The organism is Paenibacillus prosopidis (assembly GCF_003337375.1).
Classification (GTDB): domain Bacteria; phylum Bacillota; class Bacilli; order Paenibacillales; family Paenibacillaceae; genus Pristimantibacillus; species Pristimantibacillus prosopidis.
This window is the reverse complement of sequence record NZ_QPJD01000010.1, coordinates 46,454-62,113: the sequence shown is the minus strand read 5'-3', so window position 1 is coordinate 62,113 and position 15,660 is coordinate 46,454. Positions and strand designations below refer to the sequence as shown.

General features: G+C 45.8%; 6 protein-coding genes. All 6 read right to left on the bottom strand.

Annotated features, from left to right (window positions below):
• Positions 1-155 precede the first annotated feature (155 nt).
• The 6 genes from DFP97_RS16575 to DFP97_RS16550 all read right to left on the bottom strand — a co-directional run bounded on the left by DFP97_RS16575 (position 156) and on the right by DFP97_RS16550 (position 14,601).
• Positions 156-1,736, bottom strand: a complete 1,581-nt coding sequence (locus DFP97_RS16575; RefSeq protein WP_114381308.1) for an extracellular solute-binding protein — start codon at positions 1,734-1,736, stop codon at positions 156-158.
• 80 nt (positions 1,737-1,816) lie between these two features.
• Positions 1,817-2,686, bottom strand: a complete 870-nt coding sequence (locus DFP97_RS16570) for a carbohydrate ABC transporter permease (RefSeq protein WP_245976313.1) — start codon at positions 2,684-2,686, stop codon at positions 1,817-1,819.
• A gap of 27 nt (positions 2,687-2,713) precedes the next feature.
• Positions 2,714-3,688 carry an ABC transporter permease gene (locus tag DFP97_RS16565; protein WP_114381307.1) on the bottom strand — a complete coding sequence of 325 codons (975 nt, stop codon included), beginning with the start codon at positions 3,686-3,688 and terminating at the stop codon, positions 2,714-2,716.
• A 582-nt stretch (positions 3,689-4,270) separates the two neighbouring features.
• The gene (locus tag DFP97_RS16560) at positions 4,271-6,481 is read right to left on the bottom strand and encodes a helix-turn-helix domain-containing protein (protein ID WP_114381306.1); all 2,211 of its coding nucleotides are present in this window, start codon (positions 6,479-6,481) and stop codon (positions 4,271-4,273) included.
• Between the two features lie 357 nt (positions 6,482-6,838).
• Complete coding sequence (locus DFP97_RS16555; protein ID WP_114381305.1) at positions 6,839-13,819, bottom strand: LamG-like jellyroll fold domain-containing protein; 6,981 nt, start codon at positions 13,817-13,819, stop codon at positions 6,839-6,841.
• A 269-nt stretch (positions 13,820-14,088) separates the two neighbouring features.
• Positions 14,089-14,601: a hypothetical protein gene (locus tag DFP97_RS16550; protein WP_114381304.1), complete on the bottom strand. Its 513-nt coding sequence runs from the start codon at positions 14,599-14,601 to the stop codon at positions 14,089-14,091.
• Between the last annotated feature and the right edge of the window lie 1,059 nt (positions 14,602-15,660).

The window sequence follows — 15,660 nt, the reverse complement described above, 5'->3', positions numbered from 1 at the left end:
ATTAATGATAACGCTTGCAAATTCTATTAATAGAATAACAGAAAAATATTAGCTTATCTATGCGGCAAAAATAGGAATCGGCCTTGAAATACCATGAAGAAGCCCATCCTTCCGATTGAACGGAAAGATGAGCTTTTTCATAATAGCATTCCAGATTAATTCGCTGCTTGGCGCTCTTGATATACTTTGTTTGCCTCGTCAAGAATTTCTTGTCCGCCGGCTTTCAGCCATTGCGCTTTGAAGTCTGCGAACAGCTTGTCAACATCGCCTGCGTTCTTAGCAATGATTGCTTTCGTGTAAAACTCATCCTGCAGCGCACTCAAGTTTGCAAAGTACTTGCCTTTGCTTTCCAATACTGTCGGTCCAAGAACGTCAGCGATCAATTCGCTTCCATCCGTAAGTTTGGTTTTGAAATCGAGTTTATCTTGTGGCATGTGGAATTTCCAGGTCGACACAGCTCTTTCGATAAGCGGATTGTAGAAACCGCCAATTCCGAGCTCATAGCGCTTGTCCGCTTCCGTGTCGTACGGTGCTTTCAGAACTGCAACACCGTCAGTCAAATCATAGGATACGCCTGCTTCACCGAAAGCTGTAGTCAGGTAAGTCTCTTCATTTGTCGCAATTTCTTCAAGAATTTGCAAAATTTTGATTCGCTTCTTCTCATCCTTTTCAACCTGCGCGCCCAGTAAGAGCGGCGTTTGCAGGGCGCCGTTTGACATTGAAAGCGATTTGCCGGCAGGACCGGTCAAGCCTTTGCCGAATGCCGGTTCGATGCCGTTATCCGTAAACGTTTGCAGTTGACCATGAAGATGGTGGTACATGTTCGTGTCGATAATACCGATTTTTTTGCTATTAAACTTTTGGCCCATGAGTCCGTTGTCATCCGTCATAAATTCTGGATCGATTAGACCAGCGTTATACCATTTGTTCAGCAGCTTCGTTGCTTCGAGCGATTCATTCATAATACCGCCCCATGCAATCGTTCCATCGGATGCTTCCAGGAACATATACGGGTTAACGCCAAATGCGGAATAAACCTCATTGAACATCTGGTTTCTCGCGTTTTTTCCACGACCGCTCATGCCGTACGTATCCTTCTGGCCGTTACCGTCCGGATCGTTGTTGCGGAATTTCGTCAGCACGTCCTCGAACTCCTCAATCGTCTTAGGAGGCTCGCTGTAGCCGATCGCTTTCAACCAATTATTGTTATAGGTCGGGATAAATCCAGTCGAACCGTTCAGCCAAACTCTCGGAATACCGTAGTTTTTGCCCTCAACCAAACCGATATCCCAAGCGTTCGGATTTACGGACTCGACGTCCGCGACATACTTAGGCATGTATTGTTTAATTTCGTCCACGGAAACGTTCGCGATGACGCCTTGCTTAGCCCAAGTCACCATATCAACCTCGGTAGGCGTTTGCGGGAAAATGTCCGGAATTTCGTTAGCTGCGATTTTGAGCTTAAAGTTCTCGTCCGTAACTCGCATATTAATGATCTTTACATTGTACTTCTCTTCAAGATACTTCTGAACGTAGTTATTGTCTTCCTTCGGAACATCCCACGTCGATGCCGCGAAAGTAATTTCGATCGGCGCTTCTTCCTGTACCGGGGTATTGGTCGCCCCACCCTCAGCGGGCTTGTTGCCATTATTGCCGCTGCCGTTTGACGAGCATCCTGCTACCAGCAATGAGAACGATAACAATAACGCGATGCCTAACTTGATGCGATTTTTCATTTTTCTTTCTTCCTCCCTTTTGTATCGTGCAAATAAAATTTATTTAAACGGTGGCAGCAAGTGCCACCGAGTAAACCAACTTAACCTTTGAGCGAGCCGATCATCGTTCCTTTGACGAAGTACTTCTGCAAGAATGGATAAACGACAAGGATCGGCAGTATTGCAAACATGATGGTAGCAGCTTTAATAGGAGCTTCATATCTTATATTCCCGATAGCGGAATTGCCTAGCGTTTCTCTATCCGCATTCGTAATTACGATCTCACGCAAGAAGAACTGCAGCACTTGCTTGCTTTGATCGGTAATGTACAGCACGGCATCGAACCAGGCGTTCCAATGTCCGACCGCGCTCCATAGCGCTAAAGTAGCGAGTACGGGCTTCGAGAGCGGCAGCACGATGTTGAACAAAATGCGGATGTCGTTGGCGCCGTCGATCTTGGCCGATTCCTCCAGCTCGGCCGGAATCGACATGAAGAAGTTACGCAGGACGAGCATCGAAAACGTAGGAACGAGTCCCGGAATAATGTACACCCATACCGAATCCATCAGATTCAGCGACCTGATCAGCAAGTAGGTCGGCACGATGCCTCCGCCGAAGAACATCGTGAAGAGAATAAGCATAGTGTAAACATTTCGGTGCGGCAAATATTTGCGCGACAGCGGATAAGCGCAGAGCGACATCATAATTAAAGTCAGGAAAGTCCCGACAACGGTCCGGAAAACCGAATTGCCGAATCCTATCCATATTTTCTCCTGGGCCAGAACTTGCTTCCAACCTGTGAAATCGACTTCCTTCGGATAGAGATGGATTCCGAATCGGGTGGCCTCGGCCGGAGAGCTCAAGGATACGGAAGCAATATGCAAAAACGGATAGATCATGACGATGCACATCACTGTAATGAATACGATAAGTACAGTTTGGAATATCTTTTCACCTGTAGTCTGTTTCAAAGTTTCTTTCCCCTTCCACGCGTCCCGTTAAAGAACGCCTTCTTGTCCCATTTTCTTCACGACATAGTTCGTCCCCAGCACCAAAGCAATTCCGATCACGTTCTTGAACAATCCGACCGCGGTCGTTAACCCGAATTGCGCTCCCAGGATACCCACCCGATAGACGTACGTATCGATAATGTCGGCGACCTCGTACACGGCAGGGTTGTACAGGTTGAAGATTTGGTCGAAGCCCGCGTTCAGGATGCCGCCCAGGGAAAGAATGAATAATATCGTAATAACCGGCAATATCGAAGGAAGCGTAATATACCAAATTTGTTTTATTCGATTGGCGCCGTCGATGACGGCCGCCTCGTATAGCGCCGGGTCGATGCCCGATAGCGCGGCCAAATAGATGATCGTTCCCCATCCGATCTCTTTCCATATCCCCGTTCCTACCAGCGTCGAGCGGAAATAGTCAGTGTCGGCAAGGAAGTAAATCGGCTCAATGTTCACCAGCTTTAACAGGAAGTTGACCGGTCCTTCCGACGGCGACAGCATGACGATAACGACTCCGGAAAGCACGACCCACGAGAAGAAGTGAGGAAGGTACGAAATCGTCTGGGCGATCCGCTTGAACCATCCAAGCCGCAGCTCGTTCAACAATAAGGCGAGTATAATAGGCGCGGGAAACCCAAATATCATGTGGTAGCAGCTAATCAGAACCGTATTTCGGAAGATTCGCATAAAGTCGGGTGATTGGAAGAACAAAAACTTAAAATGATCTAACCCTATCCATGGACTGTTTAGTATTCCGAGCCTCGGGCTAAAATCCTTGAACGCCAGCAAAACGCCGTATAACGGACCGTAATGAAAGATGGCATACCAGATAAGGACGGGAATGAGCATAAAAAATAAATACTTGCTCTTTTTGTACTCCCTCCACGTTGCCCCCCATTTCGAATCTTTTCGTTCGGTTGTTTTGGCAACGCTTTCAATGCTTGCAATATTCGCATTACTCATGATTGAACATTCCTTTCCCACAATTGCATAGAAGCTTGATGAGTACGATGTCGAAGTCTTGTCACAGCGTCCGGCGAGATGCTTCCGCCCTGCTTCTTTTTCGTAACGCTTTCATAACTTAATCATAAGCGCATCATTTTGCGCGGAATATAACAATTTCGCGAGATTTATTGTAATTTTCGGTTGGCATCATCTAATTTAGTTAATACAAATATCAATTTCTAATGATTAATCGACAAGAGGTGCATGGTGTATTATTATTTTATTAAAAAATATAAAATTTGTAATTTTTATACAATTCCCTTATTTCAACTAATTTCGATGTTTTTCGACCCTTTGATACTGTCAAATTCAGGGTCGTTTTTCGGATTCATGCTTGTAAGCTCCTTTCAAAAAAAGTAGATGAGTGTAAGGCGTCGGTTGCCTAACTCGCTTGCCTTTACATTACAAGTGTGAAAGCGCTATTTCCATTGTAAATTCATTTGATTGCCTATACATTCTTTCAAATATGCTTATAATTTCTTTAATAAATAAAAAAGCAACCCAGTAATGGGCTGCTTTTTTCATTTTTTTGGAAGCGTGCTAATTGGCCATTGTAACCGTACTATTCGCATTACGGTATTGGATTGGCGTGATGCCGTATCGGGCTTTGAATTTATTGTGAAAATATTGCGGATTTCGATAGCCTACAAGGGACGCGATATCGGCGACGGACATTCGCGCTTCTTTCTGAAGCAAGACCGCAGCTTTATCCAGCCGTGTCCGGGTGACATATTCGGTAAACGTTTCCTTCATAACTTCGCCAAATAAGGTAGAAATGTATGCCGGCGCCAGCGAGGCCACTTCAGAGAGTATATTCAACGAAAGATCTTCATGCAAGTGCTCATCGATGTACGTTTTTAATTTTAAAATGACATCCGTGTGCGCATGACTGCCCGATTCACGTACATGAAGCACCATCCTTTCGGAAAGACTTCTAATGGAATCGATCGTCGCCGCGAGAGTATCCTTTTTCAATTCATCGAACAGGTTGGACGGAGGAACCAGGTTTTGCAGATCCAATTCAATAACAACTTGATACAAAGTGGAAACCAGCTGCAGCAATGACAGCTCCACCGTCTCTAACTGAAGGCTCCGTTTCTCCAGAATGGCGGCAAATTCATCTATAAATCGGTTCGCTCCGTTCACGTCCCCCGCCTTCAACGCATTTTTATAAATATCGAACGCAAACTGATATGGGCTTGAATGGAAAGTTGAAATTTTCGAATGTAGAACGATCGCTTCCGGACCGTACATAAAACGATAACGATAAGCTTGCTGCGCCAATTGATATGAAATCGGGATTTCTTCAAGTGAATGTACTAAGGTGCCAACCGCAGCCCCGAAACGGAACTCCTCACGAACTTCCTCTTTGATCCGATCCAAATGCGCAGCAATCGTCTCGTCTTCGTTTGCTCCATTTGAATCTAAAAAATAGATAATGGCGGCCTCCTGAGGATTCAAGCACACAAGCTCGAAGCGCATAGTCTCATCAACATCAGCATAACGCTGCTTGAATTTGTCTGTATAGCCTTCAATAAGACGAATATGCGCAACCATAAATCGGCGCTCCTGCGGTATTTCATCCATATGCTCCAGTTCAAGGCTGGCGCCCAAAACCAGATTTTTCATCTCATTCGTTTTTGCCCGGGACTCAAGATTCACGATTTTTTGACCCATAAAATTCAATGCGCTACCGATCATAGCAAACTCATTCGCCTGCGGCTGCGATGAGTCGGGTTGATACAGACTCCGTATGTTTTGAACCAACCTTTTCATCGGGATATAAAATCTTTTCGAAAACATATAGGAAATTATTAATCCAAACAAGAGCACCAGACTGCAGCCTACAAATATGCTCGTTTTGAATTGCTCCGACGACAGAACAAACGAATTTATCGGGCGAATGATCGCATAGGTCCAACCGTTTTCCGACTTCTCCCCATCAAGATACGATAAAACGATATTGCCCTGTTTCTCATCGTTAATTTCCTGAACCGATTCACCAGAGCTGATTGCGTTCTGAAGGAGACTGACCTCCTCTGGATTCGCGTCACCCGTATGAACGATTAAGCTCCCGGATTTATCGAATATATATAGCTTTTCGAGCGGCGAGCTCATAATTTTAGCAGTCGCTTGAGTAATATGCTTCAGATCGATATCAAGAAAGAGATAGCCTTTGGGTGAGGCATTCAAATTTTCATAAGGAAGCTTAACGATATAGGTCATTGCTTGCTTCCCGTCCGGCAGCGTTCGAATCATCCACCGGTTCGCAATCATTTGTTCCAGCTTCTTGATGAAAGCAGCGTCCGCGGAGTTATCGGGCACCATATAAAAATGATTTTTATCCACTACGTAATTATCTTTATGAAAATAGACCGTTGCGTTGGAAGCCCCTTCATTTGCATGTACGATCAATTCAAGATCTTGTCGAAACTGTAAAATGCGGGTAGATTGACCTTCCCAACTGTTGTCCAATAAATAGTTTAAATTGGAATTTTGTTGAGTGAAAATGGTTGATAAAGTGGTGTTTTGAAGATTGGCTTCAAACTTGGCAAGCAGCGTCTGTTCAACATAATCCTTGGCAGTATTAAGCCGGATTTGACTGTCCCTTGCGATTTCGTCGACCATCATTCGATTGGCTTGGGAATACAAGTAACCTCCCGCAAGTCCTATTAAGACAACCGCCAATATTGTATAGGATAAAATGAGACGGGTAAAAAAGGAATTTCTATACTTTGGAAGCAATCTCATGTAACATATCCCCCTTCACAATGAATGTATATTTATCTATAGAGGTATGACCAACTGATAACTGAACCACTTCCTTTTATTATAAATATCCAAGTTTATTGTGCAAACGCTTACACAAATGTACTACATTCACATTAAATCATAAACAAAAAAATTTCAGTCTTATGGCGTTTTTTAAGTAAGTATATTAGAAGTTTCGACAACATTCAACATGGATTCAGAAAGCAATGTGCTTAAAAGCTGAAATAAGGCTGTAGTTTCAAAGTTTATCGGTCACAGAAAAAATCATAAAAAAATAGCAGCCCTTATAGGGCTGCTAAAAGAATTATCAGGTATTCAATATTATTTCGATTCGGTTTAAATAAGCGATTGAGCCCACCGGATCAGGATATCCGCTTGTTCTTTCGTTAATGTTTTTCCGGACTGATCCGTTACTTGACCTATATAAGAGGTCATCAAGTCCTTCACCGCAGCTGTGTCGCCGCGTCCAGCCGCAGCTTTCGCTTGATCCAGCTTATAGTTGAGCGACTTTGCGACGCCTTCCCATCCTTTGGCACCTTTCGCCTGAAGGAAAGCGTACGTTACTGTCTTTAAGCTGTCAAACGTTGCCTTAACAGTGAACGTATGCGTAACCGTCGTTGCATGGCCTGCCGTGTCCTCCGCTGTGAACGTTACCGAATTCTGTCCGGCCACTAGTGTATACGCTTTGGCCTGAAGCATCGGTTTATCGCATGGTGTACCGTAAACACTCGAAGTAACATCGGTCGCGGTGCACGTCATGGTAACCGTCTGGTCGATCGTATACGAAGCCGCGCCTGTTATTTTCGCCACAGGTGCCGTTAGGTCGATTTTAACCTCCAGTGATTTCTCCTCTCCCGTTTTTACGGAACGGTACAAAAGCTTGTGCGTTCCTTCTTCTTTCAGATTAATAGGCGCATCATAAGCGGCCCAGCTGCTTCCGCCGTCCAGGCTGTATTCCGCAATTGGCGTAGGAGACAAAGTCACTGTGACAGGTGACGTATACCAGCCGTTCTTGCCATTCGGAACCGCAGGATCAAAGGACGTGGATACATCCTTCCATTGCAACCCTTTCAATGCCGCAAGCAGGGGGGCATCCGCCGCATTAATCTCTGCTTGGGTTGCATCAGCATTTGCTGATACGAGCTCCGCATCTGATACAGCCTTCTGTAGGACCGCTACACTTTCCTCTGTATAATAGTCGGCGTTAATAGCTGAAGCTTCCTCCAGTAAGATCGTCAGCAAGCTGTTGTCGATCCACTTCGCCGTATTGTTCACTACGGCCTGAATCTCTTCTACCGTTAAAACGTGATTATAAATGCGGAATTCGTCGACCAAACCATTGTACAGCGGATCGGGCCACTGGCTCTTTCCAATGTAGTTCTTGCTTGGTTTGAAATCGCTCGGTTTGATCGTGAAGCCGTTAACAGTGGCCTTCTGCTCGCCGTTAACATACAATTGCGCCGTACCGTTTCCGAGCGTTACCGCCACATGAACCCATTGATTAGCGGCAAGCTGCGAGGTTTGCACCATTTGTTCGCCGCCGCCGTTCTTGATCGCGAAACGCAGCGTATTGTTGCCTGAACTCGGAGTAAGGAACATATATTGATTGGTGTTGTTCCCGAAATCGAAAATCCGTTGCCAATTACTTCCGCCCCTCCAGTACACCCATGTTGCAAAGGTGATCTCATTGTAAGTGGACATTATATGCGAAGCTGGCAGCGTGGCATAATCGTCACCACTCATATTGAAGGCTTGGCCGACTTTTCCTTCCGTGTAAACAGGCGTCCCGTCGACGGTTCCGTGAGACGTTCCTAAGGAATTGTCCGCATTTCCTTCAAACGCATAAAGCGACGGAACCGGAACAAGTAAGCCTTCCGCCTGGCCAAGCTCAGCTGCAAGCTGCACCTTATCGGCTTCCGGTTTTGCCATCTCCGCTTCGATCCGCTCTACTTCCTTCATGTAGAGGTAGTAGCTGCCCTTTGTAATGTCTGTAGAAGAAAGAATATTAAGCATGACCTTAAAGTCAACGATTTGTGTAACTGAAAAATTACTGTTGCTGACCGTAAAGGTTACCGGATGACTGCCATAATCCGCTTGGCCTGGTGTCCATATGAAAGCGCCGGTCGATGCGTTGAATACCGCGCCTGCAGGCAAATTGCCGGCGCTGTAAGATAATGCTTCTCCTGATAGATCAGTTGCCGTTACTTTATAGGTGATCTGTTGTTTCGCCGTCAGCTCCACATTCGTGTCAGAGGAGAAGATCGGCTGCCCTTTTACAGTAATCTTGATGGTTTGAGAAGAAGACTTCTCACCGGATGTTGCGGTAAAGGTTACGGCATAAACGCCGCTCTGTTCTTTGGCCGGCGTCCATGCAAAGGTTTGGGTATCCGCGTTGAAGGTGGCTCCTTCAGGCAGTCCGCTGACCCCGTATACAATGTCTGCATCGGTATTCGTCGCTTGTACGACAAAGGATAGCTCTTTTTCCGCAATGACGGTTTTGTTTCCAATGGAATCAAGCACCGGCATTCCCGGAATATACTGCAGTCCCTTTAACGCCGTTACCAAGTCCTCTGCCGCCGCATCAATCTCTTCCTGTGTTGCATTCTCATTGCCGGCAATCGGCGTTGCTGCGGTTACAGCCTGCTCGAGAAGCTGCAAGCTTTCAGCCGTATAAATCTCAGCAGCAACAGCTGCAGCCGATTCATCCAGCAGCTGGGTGAGCAGCGTTTTGTCTATGCCTCTCTCCAGGAGCTCTACTTCCTGAAAGTTCACGAAACCGGAATGATTATCATAGATACGGATATACCGGTATGGTGTTGGATCAGGATTGATGGCCGAATACCATTTGAATGACGTTATGCCAGTAATCTTATGAAGATCGACCCAGTTTACGCCATCGTTAGAGCCTTTAAAGACCGTATTGTTAGCACGGGTGAAATGACTCTCCCTTGGAAGGTATTTGAATGTGTCAACTACTTTTTCATTGCCTGCGCCAAAGTCGATATCAACCCAGCTTACAGCCGACCTGGTGTGGGTAAGGTTAGTCGTTATGCCATCGAATAAAAACCATCCGTTTTGCGCTTCAGAGATATTGTCATTTCCCCAATATTTTTCGGATGCTCGAACCATAGAAGGCTGCATCTGGACCTTCGTCAGCAGCGTTCTGAACGAAACAAGCAAACTTTTGGCTGCATAGATGTCGTTAATCAGCTGCTCCTCGTCGAAATCAGGTTTTGCTATTTCCGCTTTGACGCGGTCCAGCTCTTTGTGATACAGGTAGAAGCTGGCCTTCGTGTAGTCTTTTGCCGGAAGGCTCTCGGCATCTCCCATTACGACTGCAATGGAATCCGCATAAGCTGAAACGGTAGCAGAGAACAGTTGCAGCGATCCATCGCCATGGACGGCCATGACCTTGTAGTGCAAGCTGCCGTATTTCAGGCTTGCTTCTTTGAAGGAAGTCGCTCTCGTACCTGCGAGAACTTTCGTCCAAGGGGAACCGTCTACCAGTTCCGTCGTGCCTGTTTTGAATACCGGATCAGTCAAGCTCGCCGCTTCATCATTGGTGCGATACAGATGGAAGTAGGCAGCCTGCTTCGGTTTATTCCAATGAACCGTAACCTGATCCTTCGCTTTAACGATATACGGCTCAATGATATTGCGCGGCGTTTCCATTACGGATACCTCGCTGAACTGCGCTTGATCCGCTGCCACAACGCCTGCATGGTAGGCATATGGCAACAGGACCATCATCTTCTTGACAAATTCCCAGGCTACGCCATCCTTGGACACAAACGCATTCACATTTTGCGAATCGTGTTCGCGTACCAATTTAATATACGGATAATCGGCTGCCTTGTAGCCGGTAGCCCCCGGGTTGTATGGACTCATGACAATACCGGACCATTGGACGCGGGAATCTCTTGTCCGGCTTTGCAAGACGAGATTGCCGTCCTTGTCTGCGCCAAAATACATATAACGCGTATTAGAAGCAAGCTGGTCACGCAGCATAATTCCGCTTGCCGCTCCGCTCTGGCTGTCAATCTTCGCGCTGACCGTGCTGTCGCCGCCTACAACCTGACTGACGAAATGCAAGGAGTCGTTAATGTTTCTGTTGTAAATATTGTAGTCGTCACCGGTTCCGAGACCCGTTCCACCGGCAGACGCGATCGCGACCGAAGCGCCATTAACCGTCGCACTGCCGGAACTTGTGCCGATCCTATCGTCACGCCATACCCCGTCAGTAATGCCGGATACAGGCGCTGTCAAATCGGCCTTGGCCCGCCAGGAATCCCATCCGGCTCCGTTATCGTTTACGGCTGCTACTTTGTAATAATAGACGCTGCCGTTCTGTACATCCGTATCTTTGTAATAATTTCCTGTTACTCCTGTTGCTATAGTCTCATAAGTGCCGTTTTCCGTTGTCGAACGTTTAATGGTGTACGTTTTCCCGCCTGCCGCCGTTCTCCACGAAAGGCCGACATATCCGTTGCCTGCCAGCGCATTCACAAAATCAACGTGGTAAGGCTTCTGGGCGGCATCGAACTCGGAGTTCAGCTTCAGCACCATTGCCGACTTGTGCGAAATCGTCACTTTCCCGTTCACCACAGGAACATTCGCTCCCGTCACCAAATCCAGCACCGTGCTTCCGTTGTAATCGGACGGCAGCTCAATCTCAAACGATTGTTCGTTTCCATACTCGCTCCGGGTTGTATTGATGGCCATGAAATATTTCCCGTATCTGGCCGTCATCAAATCCGGATAACCGGAATACGGATGGTCCACTTCGAAGTTATCGCGGTTGACCCTGCCGACGCCCGGTTGATAAGCAGATGGATTCACTTCGCCGGCCAGCGCTTGCGGCAGGTTGGCTACATTGGCTGCTTGATCCGACATAAAATCAACGTCTACATTCTGCGTACGAATGTAATAGTCCTCATACTGGAATTTCGAGTTGGTGGCGACTTGTACGACGCTTTCATAATTGTCTTTCATCACATGAAGACGTCCGTTGCCTGCCAGTCCGCGATTGCGGAGATACAACGAGCCGTTAAACGAAAGATCGCCGTCTCTTACCGACAAGATCATGTTGTCGATGTCTGCCCATGCAAACTGCTGATAATCTGCCGGGTCAACGCCCAGTTCGGCCATTTCTTCCGGTGTATAATAATCGAAATCCGTGTGCGGCAAAATAACGCTTGCCTTTAATGTTCCTCCCAGCCGCTCGTAGTCGTCCCGCTCACCAGTCAGGTAGCTATAGACTTCCGGCACCAGAAAATTCTCTGAGCTCATCGACGCGCTATACGAGCCGAAACCGTGATTGAACAGTTGGTTATCCAGCATTTGCTGCTGAGTAAACCCGACTGCCTCTTTCGCATACTGCCAGTACTTCTCCCATTCCGGACCGCTGTACCTCTGCTCGTTCTGAACCATCGCCATCTCCAAAGACGCGAACAGCAGAGCCGTTCCAGAGCTCGCTTTTGGTCCGTAGGCGTCAAATCCGATCGGACCTTCGTTCCGTTCATCCAGCGTTTGATCTGCGGTCATAACCCGATTCTTGTCGCCATTGAGCATCGGAACGCGGAGATACTTGCGGGCATTAATCGTTTTTAACGCCAGTTTCAGGATCTCGTCGTTTAGCGCTTCATCGCCTGCGTGATTTAATGTTTTATAGAAATATTCCGGAAGATAGTTGACGGCTTCTCCATAGTTGCCTACATACGTATTTTCTCTAGACAAACCGGCTTCGGTAATGCCTACGTAATGCTCCCCGTACGGCTTCCGTCTTTCGACTTTTCCTTCAGCATCCAGCTTGCTTTTGGCAAGTCCTTTACCGATAATATGCACATAATCATTCGTGAATACCGCTGCGCCATCATGATGGAAAAGGGAGTGGTACACATCCAATTCCTCGCCATTCGGTCCAACCAGCACTTCTTCGCCCAGAAACGGTATAACGCCGAGCGCTTCAAGCAGAATGTCATGGCTGCGCTGCTTGCCTTCAAAGAAGCTCGATCCGATTATACCAAGCCCTTCGTGAGCTTCCCATGCGCCCTCATAGGTATAGAGCTGCTGGTTATAAATATAGGACAGCCTTGAGCGGGCAAAGTCGAAGCTCGCTTTCAGCGCCCGTTCCCACGCTTCGCGGCGCGTCAATTCGCCGCCGTTCCAATCTACGCCTGCCAGCGAGAACTCGCCAGCGGCTGTTCCAGTGACGAACGGTTGGTTCAGGAAAGCGTCGAATGCCGCTTGTCCATATACCGCATCATCCTTGATGAGGTTTTCGACAATGTACAGCGCTTCACCCAAAGCGCTGTAATAACTGCCCCAGTCGCCTTGATGTCCGCCGCGAAGAACCCTTCTTGAATCGGCGTAATAATCTTTTACATGATTGTCAATCGATTTGAAAATACGCGCCAGCGCCGCTTTTTTAAGTTCCGGCGTATTCGCGGGAGACCAGGATTGATTCAATATCCTTGAATAATATCGCATATCGTCCTTATACCGCTCGATCGAAAATTTAGCGCCCGCCGAACTATCGATCTGGCCCGACATGGTGTTAAACCGGCTGATTTGCGCTTGTCTGTGCGCATCTACTTTGGCTTGCTTCTCAGCATCCGTAATGTCTGCCTTCACAATGGAAGCCATGTCCGCCGGAAACAGTTCCGCTCCTTGCGGTTCATCCTCCACATTCAGATAGGCTTGCGGATGCGTGTAGGCTGTATAATATTTCTTGGAAGTAGTATCCATATTGCCAAACACGTTCATCGTTTTGATGGTGATTTCAACGGTCTCCTTGCCTACCGTCGTTTCCAGCGGAAGCATGATCGTGTAGTACAGAAAGCGGTTCGGGATTCCCCAGCTCCGATTAAACGTATAATCCCCGTTTCTGTAAAACCCTACTTGCTCGCCGTTAACAACAAGAACCGGTTGATGCCCCGCTTCATCCGAGAACTTCATCGTGAAATAGTTCTGGAGATAGGGATCGACCTTTATTGTAAACGTTAAATCTCCGCCCTGTCCCTCCAGAGGTGTACGCGGATTCGACACACGGGCAGGCTGGCCTAAGAAACCCGTCGTGGAAGTTGTGAAATCGCCTTTAAATTGATGAGCGCTTTCTGAGGCGGCGTCGCCAAATACGACTTTATCCAAATAGCCATTACTATTACTTGCTGCTGTTTCTGCATGCACCACGGAAGACTGCATCGGAATAAATAATTGCGAAATTAGCGCAACAATGAGGCTCACAGCCAAGAATCTCGCAACCTGGTTGGACAAATACTTCTTTGTGTTAAAGACACCGTTACTAATGCTTCTCATTATGTTCCTCCTCAAAATATAAATCCCCAGCTGCCTTTACATGATGTCTGTGCTTCATTCACCTCCAAAGCGCTTTTCTTGCCATGAGATGCAGGCCTGAATGCTGCATACTCCTAACAAATATTAACACCATGAAAGCGCTTCATCTATTGCAATTTCATTCATTTTACTCATAATTTTTTAAAATCGAATCGAAAAATACAAAAAGACAGCCCCTTCGCCATTTGATGGCTTGAAGGGGCTGTCTTTTGGAATCCGTTTTTCCTCGATTAATCTACCACCAATACTCTTTCATCGACTTCGCTGTCATCGAAATAATCAGCCGAAACCCATTCGTAATATGTAAGTCCAATTTTCTCAGCAAATTTATAAGCGGCAGGTTCCTCAAAATCATAATCAATTATATCAAACAACGATTCTAAATCATCAACTGAGTTACCTTGAGCGATGACTAATTCTTTAATGAGATCAATATCAAATAATTCTTTCTCAATATGTATTTCATCGGTCCAATCGCACTTATACTCGAAAACTAGATCATCTTTGTTAAAAATTCTTAACTCCCAACCATGATCCTCTGCGTAAATATAATGCACAATTATTCCAGGATTACAGGAAATTAAAGAATCGTCTATATCGAAGGCCGGACCTTTAATTACAAAGCTTACCCATCCATTCGCCTCTTCGAAAACGTAACCCTTATTACCCGAGTTTTTAATAAGATTTACCACATCATCTCTTCTTCTTGTTCTCAAATGATAGCTTGCGCTAAATTCGCTCATTATTGCACCTCTCTTTTATTTTATAGCTTCTGTAAACGTCCTTATGTCCCTGATTCATTATTGATCTTACAATCTTTCTTCATTTTTTAGTCGTTTTTTACGCCCGTAATCAATGTATGAATAAATAACTAAACAAGCCCCCGGACCAAAAATCATAATTAGGTTAGAAGTTAGTGAATACAGAAAAAAGTAAATTAAACAAACAAATAAGATAATTAATATTTTTATCCCTCTCATACTTTTGATCTTTGCTTTCTGATTTAATATTCCAGATACAATAAGTCCAATAATTATGGTGTTTATAATTTGTATCAATTTATTACCCTCCATTACAAAGTGTGAATAGATTTTAAAATTGCAATTGAGAGTAATCTTCCCAAAATCCCTCTTGAAGACCAAGTCGCGTAAGCCCAAGTGTTCTATTGCTTCTTAGGGAATCCGTAAGCAAGTAACAAAAATCCAATAAACAAAAAGAACCAAACAAAAAAATTGTCAAAGAATCCTACGTTGCTATTGTACTCATACTTGACCAATCCTCTCAAATTAAAATACTTGTATGTAGCCGGCTGCGCATGCGCAATTAGCCGGTTCGGATGTGTCCGCTGAATCAGCTTCCTGCCATTTACATCTCGAGGGGCCGAGAGGCCCGATGCGTGAATACGATGTTAGCAGAAGATACACATCCATTAAGCAACTCACACTAGTGGTTTGATTTGAAATCTCTTTACGAGTACTGGTTCAATTAAATCAATGTCGTTGATGTTTCTAGCTTTAAACTCTTCTAATATTCTCAAAAAGATTCGTCCAATTAAGATACTGTCTCCTAATGCATCATGCCTTCTAAGATCCTTATAATAAATGTTGTAGTATTTAATTAGATAATCTGTCCAAACAATCTCTCTGATTTCCGGGTGTAGATACGAAAATAAAGCTTTCGTGTCTAGGCATGAGTTCTGTATCATCGGTAAATTGTTTAATCGCTGAATCCGCTTCCCCGAATTCCCTCTGCGGGCCGAGGGTCAGCGTTAGCTGGCCCTACCCTTGAATGCGGTGTTATGA

Excerpts from the sequence above, each read along its gene's own strand:
- DFP97_RS16555 (WP_114381305.1), bottom strand. The coding sequence starts at position 13,819 with ATGAGAAGCATTAGTAACGGTGTCTTTAACACAAAGAAGTATTTGTCC.
- DFP97_RS16550 (WP_114381304.1), bottom strand. The coding sequence starts at position 14,601 with ATGAGCGAATTTAGCGCAAGCTATCATTTGAGAACAAGAAGAAGAGAT.
- DFP97_RS16575 (WP_114381308.1), bottom strand. The coding sequence starts at position 1,736 with ATGAAAAATCGCATCAAGTTAGGCATCGCGTTATTGTTATCGTTCTCA.
- DFP97_RS16565 (WP_114381307.1), bottom strand. The coding sequence starts at position 3,688 with ATGAGTAATGCGAATATTGCAAGCATTGAAAGCGTTGCCAAAACAACC.
- DFP97_RS16560 (WP_114381306.1), bottom strand. The coding sequence starts at position 6,481 with ATGAGATTGCTTCCAAAGTATAGAAATTCCTTTTTTACCCGTCTCATT.